Here is a 354-nt window from a genome sequence, read left to right as displayed (position 1 = left end):
TCCAATCACCCTGAACATATTATCAATCGGCACTACAACCAAGTCGAAAAACGTTTGGCACGGTTTGATTCACCGGTCAACATAGAGCGGGTAAAAGGGGAATCTATCGGACAGGGAACGCTTGTTTTCCTGAAGGCGGACTTTGAAAATCTCCAAGCCGGATTCTCCTCGATCGGGGCGCGCGGTAAACGTGCGGAGCGCGTTGCCGATGAGGCCTGCCAAGTGTTGGCAGATTATCTGAAATCAGACGCAGCAAGTGAGCCGCACCTTGCAGACCAACTCGTTCTTCCGATGGCACTAGCGAAGGGAGAATCCCGTTTTACTACCTCTCAAATCACACGGCACCTCACCACA

General features: G+C 52.0%; 1 protein-coding gene. It reads left to right on the top strand.

The annotated features are described in order from the left end of the window. On the top strand, nt 1–354 hold a 354-nt coding region (locus J4G02_08230), incomplete at both ends, for an RNA 3'-phosphate cyclase (protein ID MCE2394559.1).

It is taken from the genome of Candidatus Poribacteria bacterium (assembly GCA_021295755.1).
Taxonomy (GTDB): domain Bacteria; phylum Poribacteria; class WGA-4E; order WGA-4E; family PCPOR2b; genus PCPOR2b.
The sequence above is the reverse complement of the archived record's forward strand: the minus strand, read 5'-3'. Positions and strand labels throughout refer to the sequence as shown.